Below are 15097 nucleotides of genomic sequence, written 5' to 3' on the forward strand. Positions count from 1 at the left end.
TCTTTTAGAAGATGTCAAACTAGAGCTGTTCCAGCGCTTCTTCAATGATGCCGAACCCTTCCTCAAGTAATTCATCAGTAATGACGAGCGGAGACAGAAAACGGATAATGTTGCCATTGATCCCTGCCGTCAACAAGAGCAGACCGTGTTCATTGGCGTACTTGGCAATCTTGGCCGCAGCTGCTTTGTCCGGCTCCCGCGTCTTTTCGTCCCGGACAATTTCAATCGCAGCCATTGCGCCAAGTCGGCGGACTTCCCCAATCTGCGGATATTTCATCTTCCATTCAAGCGCCCGCTCTTCGATGGCTTTGCCGATTTCTTCAGAGCGCTTGTTGAGCTGTTCCGATTCGATAATATCGAGCACTGCCAAAGCGGCTACGCATCCAAGCGGACTTCCGGCGTAGGTGCCCCCGAGTTCACCCGGATCCGCCGCATCGAGCATTTCCGCCCGGCCGATGACGCCGCTGAGCGGAACGCCGGCAGCCAGCGATTTTGACACTGTCACAAGATCAGGAACGACATCAAAATGCTCAATCGCAAAATATTTGCCCGTTCTGGCAAAGCCTGTTTGAATCTCATCAGCGACAAAAACGATGCCGTGTTTTTGGCAGAAGGCTGCGACATGCTGCACAAACCGTTTTGAAGGAATGATAAAACCGCCTTCTCCCTGTACCGGCTCCATGACGACGCAAGCAACCGTCTCCGGAGCAACAGACGAGACGAAGAAATCGTCAAACGCCTGAATAACCATGTCATCATAGCTTTCATCAGTCATCCCTTCAGGCTTTCTATAGTAGTAAGGAAACGGCGCCTGATATACCTCGGGTGCAAAAGGACCGAATCCGAATTTGTACGGCTTCACCTTGCTCGTCATGCTCATCGTCATGTTTGTGCGTCCGTGGAATCCGCGGGTAAAAGAAACGACGGCTTGACGCTTCGTATATTTTCTGGCGATTTTCACGGCGTTTTCTACGGCTTCCGCACCCGAGTTCAGGAAAATCGCTTTTTTCTCATGGGCGCCCGGCGCAAGCCGGCAAAGCTTTTCCGCCAATTCCAAATAGGCCGGATACATCATGACGTTAAAACCGGGATGGATGAGCTGTTCGGCCTGCCGCTTGACAGCTTCTACAACTTTCGGATGTGAATGCCCGACATTTAATGTGCCGATCGCCCCGGCAAAATCGATAAAACGGCGTCCGTCAATATCATATAAAACGGCACCTTCCCCTTTAGCGGCCAGATGACGATTTCCGTTGGAGACACCCCTTGCCACGAATTGATCCCGTTTGGCCTGCCAATCTTCCGTTGTGAATGCTTTTGTGTTCCGACTCATAAAAAATCTCTCCCCCACTTTTATTTCTTATAATTCTGAATATTTTTTGGTATGATGAAAAGTACCAATCATTAATTTTTGATGGTACCAGAGGGAGGCGCTATGATCACAATACCGATTGACCGCTCCAAGGGCGCGGAATATATTTATCACCAAATCTATCAACGGATTAAAGAAGAAATTTTCAGCCGCAACCTTTTGCCGGGGAAAAAGCTCCCATCCAAGCGAGAGCTCGCCGAAACATTGAACGTCAGCATCAATTCGGTCAACGCCGCCTACCAGCAGCTTCTGGCAGAAGGTTATCTTTATTCGCGTGAAAGAAAAGGCTTTTTTGTAGAGCAGATCGAAACGTTCCACGCCAGCCGTCACCCCGGTCCCCTTCAATTGGAAAAAGAACTGGTTGAAGAGCCTGAAAGCAAAGACGGCTGGATCTCGTTTTCCCATATGAGCGTCGATACGGCGCATTTTCCGTTTAAAACATGGCTTCGCTGCGAACAGAAAGCGGTTTCTTCACATGTTGACGAACTCGGAGAAATGACGCACCCGCAAGGCGTCTACGAAGTGCGCCAAACGATCGCACGCTTTATCGCTTTAACGAGAGGCGTCAAATGTCTCCCCGAACAAATCGTGATCAGCGCAGGGACGCAGTCCTTAATTCACACGCTCCAGGACCTTCTCCCCGCCTCAGCCGTCTATGCGATGGAGGAGCCGGGATACAGCCGCATTTATCGACTGCTGAAAAATGAAGGAAAAGAAGTCGCCACGATTCAGCTCGACCATAAAGGAATGCGGATCAGCGAGATTCACCGTCTGAATCCGGACGTTTTATTTGTCACGCCTTCACACCAGTTTCCAACAGGAATCATTATGCCGGTATCGAGGAGGATTCAGCTTTTAAACTGGGTTTCCGACGGGGCAAACCGCTATATTGTGGAAGATGATTATGACAGCGAATTTAAATACGGGAGCGATACGATCCCCGCCCTGCAAAGCCTTGACCGCTCTGAAAAAGTCATCTACATCGGCACTTTTTCAAAATCGCTTCTTCCGGGCCTGAGAATCAGCTATATGGTACTGCCGCAAAAGCTGCTGAAGCGATACAGAAAAAGGCACCATTTCTCGATTCAATCGAGCAGCGTCTTAACGCAGCTCGCCCTGCAGGAACTGATCGAATCGGGGGAGTACCAAAAGCACATTAAGAAAATGAACCAGATTTACGAAAAAAAGCGGACAAGGCTGATCGGAAGCCTTGTCAAACACTTTAACGGCCGGGTCAAAATTAAAGGCGAGAGCGCAGGCCTTCACTTTGTGGCCGATTTTGAAACGGATAGAAGTGAAGAAGAGGTTTTATTAAGAGCAAAGGAAAGGCGGGTCGAGGTTTACGGCATGAGTCGGTTTACGTTAAAGAAAGAGCAGACAAAACATGAAGGAACGGTATCGCTCGTGCTCGGATTCGCCAAAATCGCTGCCGATCAGATCGACGAAGGGACTGCCAAGCTTTATGAAGCGGTATGCGGTGATGAGAAGCTTTAAAAATACCGGCAGGTTCTTTCCTGCCGGTATCAGCCTGGCTTTAAAAAGCCGACATCTGGTCCGTTTACCACCGTTCCTTTTCTACCTTGAGAACCGCCTCGATCAGTCCCGGAAACTGCTCCTCCAATTCCCGTTTGCAGAGGGAGTAATAATGATGCTTCCCTTCGATGCGGACTTTGAGCAGACCCGCTTCCCTCAGCACCTTGAAGTGGTGGGACAGCGTAGACTTTGCAATATTGAGATTTGTGCACGTACCGCACGTTTTCTCGGCTGTGTCAGCCAATGCTTTGACAATCTCAAGCCTGTAAGGATCACTCAAGGCTTGGAGAACGGCTGTTAACTTCATTTCATTTGTTTTCATGGGTTAAATGTATCATAATCCTAACTTCAAGACAATTCATCAAGGAGGCAAATGGGTTGCCGGCAATGCAAGGACATGTTACGATTCAATTGTTCGAAGATTTTCGAACAATCAATTCCCTGTGTATACAACGCACACGAAAAGGAATTCTAAATGACATAATGGAGGTTTGATCCAATGATCGTATTGCAAGCCTATATGAAAGTAAAACCAGAAAAACGAGACGCCTTTCTCGAAAGCGTACAACCGCTTCTTAAACATTCAAGAGCTGAAGCCGGCAATGCCCAGTACCAGCTGTTTGAAGATACCGAACATGCCAATACATTTGTCATGCTTGAGCAATGGAAGGATCAAGACGCGCTTGACGCCCATAATCAGACAGAGCATTTTCAAGCTTTCGTTCAAGCCGCGGGCGACCTTTTATCAGAACCCCTGAATGTGGTTAAAACGCACACAACGGATTAAAGAAAGGATGGGTTTCTAATGAATGAAGTATTGAAAACATTGAAAGACCATAGATCAATCCGCAGCTATACAGATGAGCCCGTGAGCCCTGAACAGCTGGACGACATTATTCAAGCCGTTCAAGCCGCGCCGAATTCCATTAACGGCCAGCAGGTCACCGTGATTACGGTTCAGGATGAGGAACGGAAAAAGAAAATTGCCGAACTGGCCGGCGGACAGGTCTGGATCGAGCAGGCCCCTGTTTTCCTTTTGTTCTGCGCGGACTTCAACCGTGCGAAAATCGCCCTTGAGAAAAACGGCGAAACGCTTGCGATCACAGACGGAATGGAATCCGTGCTTGTCGGAGCTGTCGACGCAGGCATCGCCCTCGGGACGGCCACAGCAGCCGCTGAATCGATGGGACTTGGCACTGTGCCGATCGGCGCGGTCCGCGGCCGTGCAGAAGAGTTGATCAAACTGCTCAATATTCCTGAATACGTCTTCCCTGTCGCAGGACTTGTCGTCGGCCATCCGGCGGACCGCTCCGCCAAAAAGCCGCGCCTCCCGGAACAAGCGGTAAGGCACAGCGAAACGTATCAACCGGATTTAAAACCGCTGATCGACGCGTACGATGAAGAAATATCCGAATACATGACAAAACGGACTAACGGACAGGAAACAAGAAACTGGTCTCAGGGCATATCCGCTTATTACAATAAAGTGTACTATCCTCACATCCGTGAAATGCTTGAGAAACAAGGATTTAAACTCGAATAGATGCTTTAGGCTATCGGTGATCGATAGCCTTTTTCCATGCGTTCCATTCCACATTTCGATGAGCATCGAAGGTCTTTACATTTACACTATGTAAAAAGGAGTGGAACACATGAAACCATTTGCAAAATATAAAGCATTTCTAGACCTCCATCATCAGTCAGACCCATTCGTTCTGCCAAATGCATGGGATGCAGCCAGCGCCAAAGCATTTCAAAACTGCGGTTTTAAAGCAGTCGGGACAACCAGCGCCGGAATCGCTATGTCCCTCGGCTATCCCGACGGCGAACATCTCCCCTTTGAAACATTGCTTTCCGTACTGAAAACCATCACGGATGCCGTCGATATTCCCGTCAGTGCAGATCTTGAAGCGGGTTACGGCCAAACACCGGAAACAGTCGCTGAAAACGCAAAAAAAGCCGCAGCTGCCGGGGTTGTCGGTATTAATATTGAAGACGGAACGAAAGAACCCTGTCGGCCGCTGTGTGATGAAACATTAATGGAAGAAAAAATAACGGCTGTTAAAAAACTGAACCTTCCTGTTTTAATCAATGGCCGTACGGATGTGTACTGGCTCAATGCTGACGCCCCCGGCTCCCGTCTTCAAGCAGCAGTCCGGCGGGCAAATCGGTACAGTCAAGCAGGCGCGGACTGCATTTTTATCCCCGGAGCCGATGATGCAGGCACAATTGCCGGGCTGAGAAAAGGTATATCCGGGCCGATCAACGTGCTGGCCGGCTCACACACCCCCTCTTTACAGATTCTTTCCGAACTGGGGATTGAAAGGATCAGCTGCGGATCCGCCCCTTTCAGAGCTGCACTGTCACTGGTGAAAAAGATCGGTGAAGACATCATCCGCCGCGGCGCCTTCAATCGTATGACGGACGGCGTGCTTTCATACGGAGAAGCGGCTGATTGGATCAGCCTTCATCGTGACCCAAAACAAAATCGTTGACCGAAACAGTACGGTCTGTTAATATTTCATTTATGAAAACTCATGGGTTTTTTAGTGACCCATGAGTTTTATCATTGCGAAAGAAGGAGCCGGAATGAACGAAAAAAAAGCAGCAGTCTTAAGGGCCGCCAAAAAGCTGTTTGCCCAAAAAGGCTATCACAATGTTGCAATGCAAGCGATCGCTGAAGAATGCAAAATGTCAAAAGCATCTATTTATAAACTGTTTCAATCTAAAGAAGATCTTCTGCTGGCATTGATCAAGTTCAGAAAGCATGAAATGCTGAACAAAAGCGCCGTCATCAATACGGAAACCTCGCTGACGCCGAAAGAAAGATTCGCTAAAAAAATCGCTTTGGAGATTACGGAATTCAGGGAAAACCGCCAATTTATCAATTTCATCTCCAATGAGGGATCATCTCCGGATACCGCAGTATTTAAAAAGCATCTGAAAGAAACAAAATCAATGATTATCAGCTGGCATAAAGACTCTATCATTCAAGCGTACGGCGAAGAGGTCGAGCCGTTTATATGGGATATCGTCATCATTTTCCACGGGCTGATGAGGGAATTCCTGTTTTTAGTCGGCACTGGAAAAGCGCAGCCTGACGTTAAAACGATTCCGCCATTCATTATGTCAGTTCTGGACCTCTTCATAGAGAAAAAGCTGAACGAAGATCAGAAAAGTTCATTAAATGAAGACATTATTGCCTCCTATACGAATTTCTCATCATGCTGGGCACCGCCCAAAAAAGAGGAATTGCTTGAAGACCTTTTGCAAAAACTGAAAACCAAGATTTCTTCGCTGTCACAAGACGACTTTGCCGTGACAGAACTGCTGTCAGCGGCAGATTTGCTGAGCGAAGAGCTTTTCAGCAAAGAGCCCCGCACGTATTTAATTAAGGCTCTCCTTGATTACCTTGGAAAAATCGAGGCCATCCAATACGATGTTTCACAAATACAAACGATTAGTATAAAAGAATAAGAGTGATTGATATGAGTACAGGAACTGAACAACAGACATACAACAGAAATATCATCGTAGGTTTGCTTATTGCCGGGGCGTTTATCGCGATCTTGAACCAAACGCTCCTGGTTACCGCACTGCCGCATATTATGGCAGACTTGAACATAGACGCTACAAAAGCTCAATGGCTGACAACGGCGTTCATGCTGACAAACGGGATTCTCATTCCGATTACCGCCTTTTTGATCGAAAAATTCTCGAGCCGCGCGCTCGTCATCGCGGCGATGAGCATCTTTGCGGCGGGAACAGTCGTCGGTGCGGTGGCGCCTAACTTTCCGGTTCTCCTGGCGGCGCGGATCATTCAGGCCGCAGGCGCCGGAATTATGATGCCGCTCATGCAGACGATCTTTTTAACGATTTTCCCGGTTGAAAAACGCGGGGCTGCAATGGGCATGGTCGGCTTGGTGATCGCATTTGCACCGGCCATCGGACCGACATTGTCAGGCTGGATCGTCGACAGCTTTACATGGAGATACTTATTTTATATTATTCTGCCAATTGCACTGATTGATCTTGTGCTTGTCATCTTGCTGATGAAAAACGTCACGAAATTGAGAGAAACATCAGTGGACATCATATCTATTATCCTGTCCAGCCTGGGTTTCGGCGGTTTATTGTACGGCTTCAGCAACGCCGGATCAGAAGGCTGGGGGAGCAATACTGTTTTAATTTCCTTTGCAGTCGGTGCGGTCGCCCTGTTCTTCTTTATCTCTAGACAATTGAAAATCAAAAGGCCGATACTCGAGTTTCGCGTTTTCCAATCGTGGACTTTTACGATAACAACGCTACTTGGTATGATCGTTTTTGCATTAATGATCGGTACTGAGACCATTTTGCCGCTGTACACGCAAAACGTCAGAGACGTGACAGCTTTCGATTCGGGTTTGATGCTTCTGCCGGGCGCGATAGCAATGGGCATCATGTCGCCGATCATCGGCCGGATTTTTGACAAGATCGGCGGAAAAGGCCTTGCGATTATCGGGTTTGCCGTCTTGCTGCTGACGTCCATCCCGTTTGCGGACCTGCAAATGGATACTTCGCTGACATTTATTATCGTCATTTATACGCTGCGGATGATGGGAACTTCCATGATTATGATGCCTCTCACAACGGCGGGCATCAATGCCCTTCCGGCGCATCTCATTCCGCACGGAACAGCGATGAACAATACGATGCGCCAGATCGGCGGTTCGATCGGCACGGCTGTTCTGATTTCCGTCATGAGTAATTCAGCCAAAAACGCCGCGACATCTCATCCGTTAAATGCGCTCATTCACGGCATGAATTCCGCCTTTATCGTGGCCGCTGTCTTGGCGCTGATCGGATTTATCCTTTCGTTTACATTGAAAAAGAAGCCGCAGGCCGACAAACAAGGCCAGCCGGCCCGCTGATCATGTCACGCCAGTTCAATCGAACTGGCGTGTTTTTTTATATTCGCTTAACTGAGTCTGGGGCCCTTGCGGCGTTATGAGCATGAAAACCCGCTTTGCATCTCTCTGCCCTCTTCTCCTTGAACAGACAAAAAAGGCTGCCGGATAAGAACCGGCAGCCTCGCTCTTTTATTTCAATCCATTTTCGACTTCTTTCACCATTTCAGATACGGATTCAAGGCCTCCGCCTGACAGGTACCAGTAGCCTGGATCAAGGTATGTGATATGGCCGTTTTTATAGGCCTTTGTTGATTTTACAATTTCATTTTCGATGACTTCTTTTGCTGTTCCTTTTTCGCCGATGGCAGCGCTTCGGTCGATGACAAACAGGTAATCAGGATTCTTTTCAGAGATATATTCTGAAGAGACGCTTTGGCCGTGAAGGGAAACCTCGATGTTTTTATCGACAGGTTCAACGCCGAGCACATCGTGGATCAAGCCGAATCTTGAGCCGCTTCCATACGCGCTGATTTGCTTATCGCTCGTTAAGACGACCAATCCTTTGCCGCCTTTTTCTTTCGCCAGCTTGTTGGCTTTCTCTACTTTTTCATCGATTTTCGCAAGGGCTTCTTTGACAGCATCTTCTTTGCCGAAGATTTTTCCAATGTTTTCGGTATTTTCTTTAAAACTGTTCATGTAGTTCTTCTGGTCAAGCTCAATGTCGATCGTTGGAGCGATCTTTTTAAACTCGTCATACTGTTCAGACTGTCTGCCTTCGATGATGATCAAATCAGGCTCAAGCTCTGCAATTTTTTCAAAATCTGGCTCTTTTAGTCCGCCGACGCTTTCAAATTTGCTGTCTTTATATTTTTTCAAGTAAGACGGAAGGGTTTGTTTCGGAAGGCCGACAACGCGGTCGCTTAAACCAAGCTCATCAAGCGTGTCAAGCATTCCAAAGTTGAAGACAACGACTTTTTTCGGATTTTTCGGTACATCTGTTGTGTCGCTGTTGTGTTTAATTGTGACGGTTTCTTTTTTAGAGGAAGATTTTGCATCTGTATCAGCAGCTTTATTTCCGCAGGCGGCTACGACAAGAACGGTTATCAATGCCATAATCAATAAAGATAGTTTTTTCAATTCAGGTCACCTCATCATTTAAAATATACACAGATTTTTTGATCTCCGATTTGTTGGATCGGAATGTCCATATCATAGATGTCTTTCAGCACCGGCGTTTGGATAATGTCTTCCGCCGGCCCCTCTTTTACAATCCGCCCGTTTTTCAGGGCTGCGATTCTGTCGGAATAAACCGAGGCGAAATTAATGTCATGAATGACAATAACGATCGTTTTTCCGCGATTTTCGACAAGGTCTTTCAAGAGCTTCATAATCTCTACTGAGTGTTTCATATCGAGATTATTCAATGGTTCATCAAGCAATATATAGTCGGTATCCTGAGCAATGACCATCGCGATGAAAGCGCGCTGGCACTGGCCGCCGCTTAACTGATCAAGGTGTTTATGCTCAATGTCTCTCAGCTTCATATAATCAATCGCTTCATCGACATATGCCCAGTCCTCTTTCGAGAGCCTTCCCTGTGAATAAGGAAACCTGCCGAAGCTGACGAGCTCCCTGACAGTCAGCCTGATGTTGATCTGGTTGGACTGCTTTAAAATGCTGATTTTTTTTGCTAAATCATTGCTTTTGTAAGCTCCGATTTCTTTGCCGTCAATCAGCACTTTTCCGGCGTCCATGCCGATCAGCCTGCTGATGATGGACAAAAGCGTGCTTTTCCCCGCTCCGTTCGGTCCGATGAAGGACGTGATCATTCCTTTTTGTATCGTTAAAGTCGTGGGATGAACAACGGTCTGCTCTCCGAATTGTTTCATGATATCTCGTACTTCTATCATCATTTACGCTCCTTCAGCAACAGGTAAATAAAATAAATCCCGCCGATAAAATCAATGATCACCACGAGCGTTACCGTTAAACCAAACAGCTTTTCAACAATGAAGTGGCCCCCGACAAGCGCAATGATGCTGAACAAAACCGCTCCGGGAATCAGGACGCTGTGCTTATACGTTTTAAATACCTCCCGCGCCACATTGACGACGAGAAGCCCCAAAAATGTGATCGGACCCACGAGGGCAGTAGACACGGAAACGAGAACGGCGACGACGATCAGCATTTTCTTTACCGTCCGGTCGTAATCGATTCCGAGGTTGACGGCTTGATCCCTGCCGAGCGAAATCACGTCAAAGTACGGATTAAACCGCCAAGCGTAAACGAGAATCGCCAGAATGACGAGCGAAGCAAGCACTAAAATGTCCGTATTCAAATTGTTGAAGCTGGCAAACATCTTGTTTTGAACGACTTGGAACTCGTTCGGATCGATCAGCATCTGCATAAAGGATGACAGGCTTCTGAACAATGTGCCGAACACAATTCCAACGAGCAGCAGCAGGAAGATGTGCCTTCCCCCCCGGCGGAACATCAGGAAAAACAGCACAAATGAAAAGCAGACCATCAAACCGGTAGACAATAGAAAATTGCCGTTTTTGCCGAGGTCAGCGAGTTTGGCTGCACCGAAAAAGAAAATAATCCCGGTTTGCAGCAGAACATAGAGAGAATCGAGTCCGAGGATGCTCGGCGTCAAAATTCTGTTGTTTGTGATCGTTTGGAAAATCATCGACGAATACGCAATCGCTGTCCCGACAATGATGATCGCAAATACCTTGGCAAACCTCCGCGGAAGCGCATATTCCCATACAGACGGCAAACCGTAGAACAGAAACAGCCCGATGCAGACTGCTGCTATCACGATGAGTACAAGCATTTTCTGTTTATGACGCATAGGCTTTTCTCCTTAAAAGCAAGTAAAGAAAAACGCCGCTCCCGATGATGCCGACCATCAAACCAACCGAAATTTCGTACGGGTAAATGACGAGACGTCCCGCTATATCGCAAAACAAGACGAAAACGGCTCCGAGAACCGCCGTGTGAGGCAGGCTGTTTTTCAAATGATCTCCCCTGTAAATGGACACGATGTTCGGGATGATCAATCCCAAAAAGGGAAGCGTGCCGATCGTCAGGATGACGACGGACGATATAATAGATACAATGATCAGCCCGATATTGACCACCCGCTTGTATTTCAATCCAAGATTGATGGAAAATGACTCCCCCATCCCGGCCAACGTGAATTTATTGGCGAACAGATAGGCAATGATAACGAGCGGTATACTCAGAAATAAGAGCTCATACCTCCCCTTCATGACCAGCGAAAAATTCCCTTCAAACCATGCATTGACGTTTTGAATAATATTGTACTGATAAGCCATGAAAGTAGAGATGGCGCTGACAACGCTCCCGAGCATCATTCCGACGAGAGGGATGAAAATCGCATCTTTGAACTTGATTCTGTCCAAAATTTTGACGAACAAAAAGCTGCCAAACAGTGCAAAAACAAAGGCAAACAGTATTTTGACTACAATTCCTGCAGACGAAAAAAGCACGATCGCAATGATCACGCCGAGCCGAGCCCAATCCATCGTTCCAGCGGTGGTTGGTGAAACAAATTTATTGCGCGTCAGCTGCTGCATGATCAGCCCGCAGATGCTCAAGCTCATTCCCGCAAGCACGATGCTGATCAAGCGCGGGATTCTGCTTATGTAAAGCGTTTGAATTTCGTCCTCATTAAAGCGGAAAAGGTCAAGAGGCGAAAGCTCCTTAACGCCGATGAATATCGAGCTGAATGAAAGAATGATGAGCATTAGCAATAAGTATCGTAATTTCATGCTGCAGTAGCCTCCTTGCACAACAAAGCAACCCCTCCGCCGACGTTAATGATTATCATTATCAATAAGGGCCTTTATATATCTTACCATTTTTTCTGACAGAGTCAATAAGATTAATAGATACAAAGGTTGAAGTCATGCGATTTCCCTATGATGAGTCCTTCTCAAAAACACATTTGTTCTTTCCTGAAAGAAAAACCTTGATTCTTCTTGTAAAAAGCGCAATAATTAAAATTAAATTTATTTCGAAAATTTAAACTTTAGGAGATGTAACAAATGAAAGTCGTTAAATTTGGAGGCAGCTCGCTCGCATCAGGAGCCCAGCTAGAGAAAGTATTTCAAATCGTCACTTCCGATCCGGAAAGGAGGGCCGTCGTCGTATCGGCACCCGGAAAACGGCATCCCGAGGATACGAAAGTAACTGACCTGTTAATCGAATGCGCCCAACAGTACTTATTATCGAAAGAAGCAACCGGCCTGGTTGAGGCGATTGTCGGACGGTATGCCGATATCGCGCTAGAGCTCGGGCTTGCCGATGACGTGATCAACCGGATCCGGGCAGACCTGCTTCAGCTGCTCGAAGGTGATAAAACAAATCCGGAACGGTTTATTGATGCGATCAAAGCAAGCGGCGAAGATAACAATGCCAAACTGGTAGCGGCCTACTTCAGGCACCGGGGAGTTGAAGCACATTATGTCAGTCCAAAAGACGCCGGGCTGTTCGTGACGAGCGAACCCGGCAACGCACAAGTGCTGCCCGAGTCCTACGACAATCTGTTTCAGCTGAGACAGCAAAAGGGCATCATTATCTTTCCCGGCTTCTTCGGATTCAGCCAGGAAGGAGAAGTGATGACGTTTTCGCGCAGCGGCTCTGACATTACGGGCTCCATTTTAGCGAATGGATTGAAAGCCGAGTTGTATGAAAACTTCACTGACGTTGACGCCGTTTATTCTGTCAACCCGGCGATCGTATCCAACCCGAAAGAAATCCGCGAGCTGACATACCGGGAAATGAGAGAGCTGTCGTATGCCGGCTTTTCCGTCTTTCATGATGAAGCATTGATTCCTGCTTTCCGGGCGCGCATACCGGTTCAGATCAAAAATACAAACAACCCGGACGCGGAAGGGACAAGAGTTGTCGCCACACGCGACAACACGAACGGACCTGTCGTCGGGATCGCCGGCGACAGCGGATTTTGCAGCATTTACATCAGCAAATATTTGATGAACCGAGAAATCGGCTTCGGCCGCCGCGTCCTGCAAATCCTTGAAGATGAAGAGCTGACGTATGAACACATTCCGTCCGGCATTGACGATATTACGATCATTTTAAGGCAGAATCAAATGGATCAAGCAGCAGAAAAACGGATGATCAAACGGATCAAGGAAGAGTTGGATGCTGATGAAGTAGCGATTGAACACAATATTGCCCTGATCATGGTCGTCGGCGAAGCCATGCGCCATAACGTCGGAACGACGGCAAGAGCGTCAAAAGCATTGTCTGAAGCCGGCGTCAACATCGAAATGATCAACCAGGGCTCCTCGGAAGTCAGCATGATGTTCGGCGTTAAGGAAGCTCAGGAAAAACAAGCGGTCCGCGCATTATACCAGGAATTTTTCGCAAAAGTTCTCGTTTAAAAAAACCCCTTTTTTATGGGGTTTTTTTGTTGTCAGAAAATATCCCCTTCCCTTAAAATACCTGCCATAAATTGATTCACAAAACCGTTTTGAAAGCCGATATGTAAAGTAAATAAATTGATGGGAGAACACCATATGAATCTGTTGAGAAATATAAAAATCAGAAGCAAACTGTTTGTCATCATTATCATTTCGGCGCTGGCTTTGTCAATTGTCGGCATCCAGGGGGTAGGCGGACTGAGCAAGCTTTCCAAAGGTTCCGAGATGATCTATCAAGATCAATTGATTCCCAACCAGTTGTTTGCAAGATTAAAAGCGAACAACCTCGATCTTGATACGTACAAATTCGAGTTAATGGTGACGAAAGACAACGATCGAAATGATACTTTGCAAAAAAACATCAAGGAAAAAAACGAAGAAAACAACACCTTAATGGAAAAGATCGATCAGCTAAAATTAATGGACAACGTCTCTGAAAAATACGAGAGCTTCAAAAGCGAATACAAGAAATTGCAAGATATCAGCAGCGAGATGCTCAGCTTGGCGGTGAAGAACGAAAATGACAAAGCATATGATGTCTATCTAAAAGAGATGGATCCTCAAAGAGAAACGGTCAACCAGCTGATTGAAGACATTCAAACGCTAAATGCTGATAACGCCAAAACGATCTATCAGCGGGATTCTAAAGAAGCCGGTTCCATCATCACGCTTCTCATCATTGTGATCGCAGCATCGCTTGTTTTATCCATCTCGATTGGACTCTTAATGACAAGGTTGATCACAAAGCCGATCAAAGACATTCAGGCGCTGTTCGCAGAAACAGAGCAAGGAGATTTTACTGTCAAAGGAACATATCAATCGAAGGATGAATTGGGATTGCTGACCGCATCGTTTAACAAAATGGTAGCAGGCGTCCGTTCGATCATTGAAACGGTCGGCGAAACGTCCCACCAAGTTGCTTCATCATCACAAGAATTGAGCGCCAGCGCTGATGAAAGCACAAAGGCTCAACGACGATCCAGGAGCTTGCGGTAGGCTCTGATCAGCAGGTGGAAAGCGTTGAAAACAGCAGAACCGTTATTAAGGGAATGACCGAGTTTGCCGGAAGAATTTCTTCTAGCGCCGAAAAGGCAGCCGCCACCGCAGACCAGACGGCGCTGATGTCGCTTGAAGGCACGAAAGCCATTGATAAAGTGAGCGCACAAATGCAGTCTATTAATGAAACGGTCGTTTCTCTTTCAGAAGCATTTAAACATTTAACAGAACGTTCAAATGAGATCGGGAATATTACCGAAGTGATTACGAGCATCGCTGAACAAACGAACCTGCTAGCTTTAAACGCGGCCATTGAAGCGGCCAGGGCTGGAGAACAAGGAAAAGGCTTTGCCGTCGTCGCGGATGAAGTCAGAAAATTAGCCGAGCAATCGGCCCAGTCAGCAGAACAGATTACAAGGTTGATTACGATCATTCAAAACGATACAAAGCAGACGATGAACTCGGTCATTTCGGCAACCGGCGAAGTCAAAGAAGGACTTGTCGTCGTTCATGAAGCCGGAGGCGCTTTCCAAAAAATCGAAAACTCGATAACTGAGGTTGTCACACAGATCAATGATGTGACAAACTTGGTGAAAAACCTGACAGCCGGCACAAGCGAAATCGAAACCGCGATTTCCGGCGTCAAAGAAGTAGCCGAGACTGCAGCGGGAAGCACGCAAACGGTTAGTGCGGCAACCCAGGAGCAGCTTGCTTCAATGGAAGAAATCGCCGCCGCATCACAGATCCTCGCGCAAAACGCCGAAGAGCTGCAGCACCTGATTCAGAAATTCAAAATTAAAGATTAACAAAAACCCGCCAGACGCTGTCTGGCG

At 47.1% G+C, this 15097-nt stretch carries 13 protein-coding genes and 1 pseudogene; 8 read left to right on the plus strand and 6 right to left on the minus strand.

Annotated elements, in window-relative coordinates:
- Nucleotides 1-19: 19 nt before the first annotated feature.
- Nucleotides 20-1333 carry a 4-aminobutyrate--2-oxoglutarate transaminase gene (gene gabT / locus ACVC9U_RS17165; RefSeq protein ID WP_011197548.1) on the minus strand — a complete coding sequence of 438 codons (1314 nt, stop codon included), beginning with the start codon at nucleotides 1331-1333 and terminating at the stop codon, nucleotides 20-22.
- A gap of 102 nt (nucleotides 1334-1435) precedes the next feature.
- Between gabT and gabR the strand changes: the two genes are divergently transcribed.
- Complete coding sequence (gene gabR / locus ACVC9U_RS17170) at nucleotides 1436-2866, plus strand: MocR-like transcriptional regulator GabR (protein ID WP_009330178.1); 1431 nt, start codon at nucleotides 1436-1438, stop codon at nucleotides 2864-2866.
- A gap of 64 nt (nucleotides 2867-2930) precedes the next feature.
- On the opposite strand, the gene ACVC9U_RS17175 is transcribed toward gabR, so the two are convergent.
- On the minus strand, nucleotides 2931-3227 hold the full coding sequence (locus ACVC9U_RS17175) for an ArsR/SmtB family transcription factor (protein ID WP_003178955.1): 297 nt from the start codon (nucleotides 3225-3227) through the stop codon (nucleotides 2931-2933).
- Nucleotides 3228-3404: 177 nt separating this feature from the next.
- On the opposite strand from ACVC9U_RS17175, the gene ACVC9U_RS17180 reads away from it, so the two are divergent.
- The 5 genes from ACVC9U_RS17180 to ACVC9U_RS17200 all read left to right on the plus strand — a co-directional run bounded on the left by ACVC9U_RS17180 (nucleotide 3405) and on the right by ACVC9U_RS17200 (nucleotide 7815).
- A complete protein-coding gene (locus ACVC9U_RS17180) occupies nucleotides 3405-3692 on the plus strand; it encodes a putative quinol monooxygenase (protein ID WP_003178953.1) in 288 nt (95 codons plus the stop codon).
- An 18-nt stretch (nucleotides 3693-3710) separates the two neighbouring features.
- The gene (locus tag ACVC9U_RS17185) at nucleotides 3711-4448 is read left to right on the plus strand and encodes an NADPH-dependent oxidoreductase (RefSeq protein WP_003178951.1); all 738 of its coding nucleotides are present in this window, start codon (nucleotides 3711-3713) and stop codon (nucleotides 4446-4448) included.
- Nucleotides 4449-4557: 109 nt separating this feature from the next.
- Nucleotides 4558-5400, plus strand: a complete 843-nt coding sequence (locus ACVC9U_RS17190; protein WP_441391331.1) for an isocitrate lyase/PEP mutase family protein — start codon at nucleotides 4558-4560, stop codon at nucleotides 5398-5400.
- 94 nt (nucleotides 5401-5494) lie between these two features.
- The gene (locus ACVC9U_RS17195; RefSeq protein WP_229098775.1) at nucleotides 5495-6382 is read left to right on the plus strand and encodes a TetR/AcrR family transcriptional regulator; all 888 of its coding nucleotides are present in this window, start codon (nucleotides 5495-5497) and stop codon (nucleotides 6380-6382) included.
- 11 nt (nucleotides 6383-6393) lie between these two features.
- A complete protein-coding gene (locus ACVC9U_RS17200; RefSeq protein WP_003178944.1) occupies nucleotides 6394-7815 on the plus strand; it encodes an MDR family MFS transporter in 1422 nt (473 codons plus the stop codon).
- A gap of 168 nt (nucleotides 7816-7983) precedes the next feature.
- On the opposite strand, the gene ACVC9U_RS17205 is transcribed toward ACVC9U_RS17200, so the two are convergent.
- The 4 genes from ACVC9U_RS17205 to ACVC9U_RS17220 are packed head-to-tail and all read right to left on the minus strand — an operon-like array spanning nucleotide 7984 to nucleotide 11591.
- Nucleotides 7984-8931 carry a siderophore ABC transporter substrate-binding protein gene (locus tag ACVC9U_RS17205; RefSeq protein ID WP_003178942.1) on the minus strand — a complete coding sequence of 316 codons (948 nt, stop codon included), beginning with the start codon at nucleotides 8929-8931 and terminating at the stop codon, nucleotides 7984-7986.
- Between the two features lie 14 nt (nucleotides 8932-8945).
- Nucleotides 8946-9704, minus strand: a complete 759-nt coding sequence (locus ACVC9U_RS17210; RefSeq protein WP_003178940.1) for an iron ABC transporter ATP-binding protein — start codon at nucleotides 9702-9704, stop codon at nucleotides 8946-8948.
- The gene (locus ACVC9U_RS17215; RefSeq protein ID WP_441391332.1) at nucleotides 9704-10648 is read right to left on the minus strand and encodes an iron chelate uptake ABC transporter family permease subunit; all 945 of its coding nucleotides are present in this window, start codon (nucleotides 10646-10648) and stop codon (nucleotides 9704-9706) included. Before ACVC9U_RS17215 ends, ACVC9U_RS17210 begins: the two co-directional genes overlap by 1 nt.
- Complete coding sequence (locus ACVC9U_RS17220) at nucleotides 10638-11591, minus strand: ABC transporter permease (RefSeq protein ID WP_003178937.1); 954 nt, start codon at nucleotides 11589-11591, stop codon at nucleotides 10638-10640. The genes ACVC9U_RS17215 and ACVC9U_RS17220 overlap by 11 nt, the downstream gene beginning before the upstream one ends.
- A gap of 276 nt (nucleotides 11592-11867) precedes the next feature.
- On the opposite strand from ACVC9U_RS17220, the gene ACVC9U_RS17225 reads away from it, so the two are divergent.
- Together ACVC9U_RS17225 and ACVC9U_RS17230 are read left to right on the plus strand one after the other, a co-directional pair.
- Nucleotides 11868-13229 carry an aspartate kinase gene (locus ACVC9U_RS17225; protein ID WP_009330182.1) on the plus strand — a complete coding sequence of 454 codons (1362 nt, stop codon included), beginning with the start codon at nucleotides 11868-11870 and terminating at the stop codon, nucleotides 13227-13229.
- Nucleotides 13230-13364: 135 nt separating this feature from the next.
- Nucleotides 13365-15070: pseudogene (locus tag ACVC9U_RS17230) on the plus strand (methyl-accepting chemotaxis protein).
- The last annotated feature ends 27 nt before the right edge of the window (nucleotides 15071-15097 follow it).

This window comes from Bacillus sp. GM2 (genome assembly GCF_056155945.1).